The organism is Kitasatospora sp. NRRL B-11411, assembly GCF_000721345.1.
GTDB lineage: Bacteria > Actinomycetota > Actinomycetes > Streptomycetales > Streptomycetaceae > Kitasatospora > Kitasatospora cineracea.
In genome coordinates this window covers 1-4,690 of record NZ_JOGH01000228.1, presented here as the reverse complement: position 1 = coordinate 4,690, position 4,690 = coordinate 1, and the positions used below count along the sequence as shown (strand labels likewise).

At 74.1% G+C, this 4,690-nt stretch carries 2 protein-coding genes; both read right to left on the bottom strand.

The genetic code is table 11. From position 1 onward, the window contains the following. Window positions 1–615: 615 nt before the first annotated feature. Entirely contained in the window at window positions 616–3,261 is a 2,646-nt protein-coding gene (locus IH44_RS47065; protein ID WP_030464631.1) for a DUF6493 family protein, read from the bottom strand. Next, window positions 3,258–4,676, bottom strand: coding sequence for an SWIM zinc finger family protein (locus IH44_RS0139145; protein WP_081967391.1), 1,419 nt, complete (start codon window positions 4,674–4,676; stop codon window positions 3,258–3,260). The genes IH44_RS47065 and IH44_RS0139145 overlap by 4 nt, the downstream gene beginning before the upstream one ends. Window positions 4,677–4,690 lie beyond the last annotated feature (14 nt).

The window sequence follows — 4,690 nt, the reverse complement described above, 5'->3', positions numbered from 1 at the left end:
AGGCCGAAACGACCGGCGGGCACGCGGCCCGGACGGCGGACCCGGGACCGCGGCGGCCGAGCAGGCGCAGCACCAGGGACAGGACGGCGGCGCAGCCACACGAGCACGGCCCGCCGGGAACGGCGCGCCCGGCCCGGACGAAACCGAACACCAACTCCCGCCACCAATCCCGCCCCGAAATCCGACCTGAATTCAGACCGCCGCCCAGAACCCAATCCACCAAAACAACCGAAAGAATCACCGGAGAAATTCACCTACAAATTCAGGCCCACAACACCCCGGCCACCCCCGAACCCGCCCTGCCAATACACACAGTCATCAAAACCCGAGACCACACCCACCCCGCACCAGAGCACCACGGCACAACCAAAGGTCCAGACAACCTGCCATCCGAGGCCAAAACACGCCCACCACAACCAAAAGGTCACACCCTACGGCCCTTCGCCGGGTAGAGCTTGGCGTGCAGCACCCGCACCTCCCACCACGGATCATCCGGAGCGGAGACCAACGCGGCCACCAACTCGCGCGAGAACTGACCACCCCTGCCCGGGGCCGGGCGGATCCGCCCGGCCCCGGGCACCCTCAGAATTCCAGGGCTGGACGGCCTGCGGACGTCTACCCTTCGGCGGGTGCCCCGGCCAGCACCTCCCGCAGGACCCGGGCCTCCTTGACTACCCGGTTCGATCCGCCCCGTTCGGCCGCCGCCGACACCTCGGCGATCGGGCCACGCGCGCCGCTGCGCCGCGCGCAGTCGGCGGCCACCGCGAGTAGCTCGCCTGCGGCCCGGAAAGGCGCGGGGACGAGCAACTGCGGCAGTGCCCCGGCCAGCACCGACCACACCATGCCGTACGCCCCTGTCGCGGCGGCGGACCGTAGGGCGTCGGTGAGCCGGTTGGCCTTCACCGCGCCGATCAGCAGCAGCTCGGCCAACTCCCGTCCAAGCAGCGGGCCGTCCAGGTCGCCACGGGCTGCGAGCAGCAGTAGGGCATCCACTGCGGCGGTGCGGTCCTCGGGCCACCGGGCGCCCAGGCCGTACCCGAGGGCCAGGTGGACGGCTGGGCCCGCCGGGCCGTCGGCCTCGGCCAGGTGGGGAAGCAGGAGCGCGGTGCCCCGGCCCTCGGTGTGGGCGAATGTGTCGAGCATCCGGGCCGCCAGTTCCTCGCGGTGGTGGGGCAGGGTCACGAGCCAGTGCCGGGTCGGTGTGCGGTACCGGTAGCGAGCCGTCCGCGGCCCCGAGTGGACGAGCGGGCCGACCAGTGCCGCGAAATCGGGGGCCAGCCGGTCGTCCGCCCCGTCGCGCTGTTCGGCGACTTTCGCACCGGGTTGGTCGACCACAGTCAGCAGGAGGTCCTCGAAGTCGTACATCCCGCCGACGTCGTTGAAGCCCCGTCCCGGGGTGAACCCCCGGCGGGCGGACGGCTGCGCGGGGAGCCCGTCCGAGCGGAGCCAGCGCGCGGCCCGTTGCCCGGCCGGCGAGCCGAGCCGCCCGGCGGCGGCCGACACCTCGGCGTCTTCGGTGGGCGCTGTGCGCAGCAGGGCTTGCGAGAGGTCGGCGGGCCCGGGTTCCAGGCCGGCTGCCTCGTAGGTAGCGAGGCGGTCGACCAGTGTCGCCGCGTCCAGCGCTCCGGTGGCGGAGGTCGGGGTGGCGAGCAGGAAGGGTGTGCGGCCGGAACGGATCCCGTCGGCGGCCTCCTCCAGGCGGCTGGCCAGTGCGTTGCCGAACACGGTGGACCAGCCGCCGCGCACTGGATCGGGGGTTGCCCGCCCGGCCGCCGCCAGGGCGACGTGCAGGACGGCCCGCGGCGTGCAGTCCGCGGTGGAGTGCGTGCCTCTCCACTGGTGGGCGCGCAGGACCGGCTCCAGCGCCTGGGTGAGTGCCGGGCGGTCACGGTGGGCGTGCCGGACCAGGCCGTCGAGGACGCGTTCGAAGGCCGTCGGGTCCGGGTCTCCGGCGAGGACCGCGCCGAGCTCTTCGGCGACCTCCTCGGGGCTCTCCAGCGGGCCCGGCGCGGGCGCGGGCGGCGGCACGGGCGGTAGCAGTTCCCGGTAGGCCCCGGCGGGTGCGGGGGGTTCGCCGCCGAGGAGTTCCCCGGCCCGGGCAGCGTGGGCCGGGTTGAGCAGTTCGGCGGCCGCCCGCAGTTGCGGGAGCACCGCCGCTCCGGCCGCAGGGAGGTGGCGGGCCGTCACCTGTAGGGCCCGGCCCTGCAGGTCGGGGTCGGCGTGGCTGAAGGCGTGGGCCGCCGCGAGCACCACCTCGCCGGAGCGGGCCGGGTCGCGCCGGGCCGCCGCGTCCAGCCAGCCGAGCTGGGAGCGGACGAGCTTCTTCTCGGTGCGCAGGAGCACGGCCGCCGAGGCCTCCGCGAGCAGGCCGGGGGGCAGCAGGCCCGCCTCGTCGAGCTCGGCCAGCGCCTGCTGGGCGTGTGCAGCAACGAAGGGGAGCGCGTCGAGCAGGGCGAGGTAGTTCCTGGCCCGGGCCGTCCGCTCCTCGGTGGTCGGGGCGAAGGTCTGCAGCAGCTTCAGGAAGCCGCGCTGGTCGCTCGTCCGTCCGCCCCGGGCCAGCCGGGCCAGGCAGCGGTCGATCAGCTCTCCCCGGTCCAGGGTGCCCTGCTCGGCCAGCCGGGTCAGGCAGGTCGGCCACCAGTCCTCGGGGTACCGCTCGTTCGACGGGCCGTCGAGTATGGAGCCGATCTCGTCGAGGTCGAACAGGCGTGGTGTCAGGAGTGGCACGAACGGGTCGTCCGACAGCCGTTCCCACAGGGTCTTACCGGTCGCGACGGTGATCGCGTTCCGGTGGGAGGAGTACGTCCAGGTCCGGCCGAGGAACCACCGCGTGACGAATCCGTCCGTGGTCGGCACGTCGCAGCCGGTCGTCCGCACCAGGTGCTCCACCAGGAGGTACGCCTTCGAACCCCAGGAGGTGGCCCGTCGCCGGGCCAGTGCGGCGACCAGCGTGCTCCGCCATTGCGGCGGCCGGTCCTCGATCACCGTCAGCAGGGCGGGCTGGTCCCAGCTGTCGTCCTGCCTGGACCACGGGCCGCCCGTGCACAGCCAGGCGGCCGCCGCGGTGGCGGTGTGGCAGCCGGCCCCCGCGACCATCAGCGCCTGGACGACGTCGCGCTTGAGCCACGGCTCCTCGTCGACCTCCCGGCGGACCTCCTTCAACTCCGCTATGCACTCGCGCCGCTGGGCCGACGTCAGCCCGGCCAGTTCCCGGGCCACTCCGTCGGCGTCCCCGGCCCGCACCCGCTCGATCACCGTCATCGCGTCCCCTCCACTGCCGTGTTCCCGGCCCCGTCTTCCGCCCCGCCGTCGGTCGCCGCGCCCTGGTTGGAGCCCAGGCTCACCGCGAGCGCATGCTTGCACGGCCCGCGTCCGCCCCGGTACTTGGCCCACCACAGGCAGGTGCAGCTCAGCTTCCCGTCCGGTCCCGTCCGCACCCGCTGCACGTGCTCATCCACCGTCACCACCGCAACGCCGCCCCCCTCCAGCCGCACAGCGCCCGCCGCCACCAGCGCGCGGGCCGCCCGCAGACGCGGATTCTGCTCCTCTACGCGGCCGGAGCCGTAGGGGAGCCAGCGGTGGAAGTACGCGGCCTCGGCCGTGTCGTCACCTACCTGCCCGGCCGTTCCGAGCCTGGTCAGGGCGGCGCGGACGCGGTCGGTGGTCAGCCCCGCCTGTTCGGCAAGCTCCGCCGGGTCGACCCGCGGCTCCCAGGCCAGCAGCGCCCAGACCAGTTCGGCGTCGGCTTCGGCATGCCCGGCGGCGAGAGCGGGGAGCACGCCGCCCTCGCCGGAGAAGCCGCGGGCGGCGTCCGGGGACAGTGTGAGGCTCAGCCGCATGCCCGGCAGTACCACCTCCCACACGGCTGCGCTTGGCGACGGTCCGGCGGGCGGCCCGTACACGCGCAGCGCCACCGCGTGCCGGAGCACCCGGTGCAGGCCGGACAGCCGCTCCGGACCGGACAGGCAGACCGCCCCTGGAACGGGCCTGCTGGTCTGACGGAGCGCACGGCCGGCGGCGACCACCCACTGCGTGCTGCAGGCACCGGACCGGCCGCTGCCGCGCGGCAGCGAGCGCAGGAAGCGGACGGCTTCCGCGGCCGGCACCTCAGCCCGCAGGTCGAAGCCTGCGGCCAGCACCTGGGTCTCGGCGAACCCGCGCAACCAGCGGTCCGGCAGCGGCACCCGCTTCTCGACTCGCCGACCTTCCAGGGTGGTGACCGCCAGCTCCTCCGGGCCGACGGACAGGTGGAGCGGGTCGGCTGGGCCGATCAGGTCGAGCGCTTCGCGGAGCGGGTGGTTGACGTCGACGTTGCTGGTGCCGTGGCCGAGCAACTCGCCGTCCAGCCCTTCGGGGAGCACGTCGAGACAGGCGTAGACGCCGCAGCAGCCGGAGAACGACTCGAAGCGCAACCGGTCGCCGTTGGCGGTCACTACCGGGTCGAGCGAGGCCAGCCGCTGCGGCTGGTAATACCGGGCCGCAGCCACATCGGCCACCACGAGCAGGGCGGCGGCCGCCGCCGGTGCGGTCAAGAACCCCTGGAAGAAGCGCGGGTTCGCGGCCACCCCGGTCGCCGTCACCCCGCCGGAGGTCTTCAGAACGAGGCCCCGACCGGCACCGCTGCTCCGCACCGCGGAGGGGCGGAGGTAGGCGTAGGTCTGCACGGCTTGTGTCACCTGGAGGACGCTAG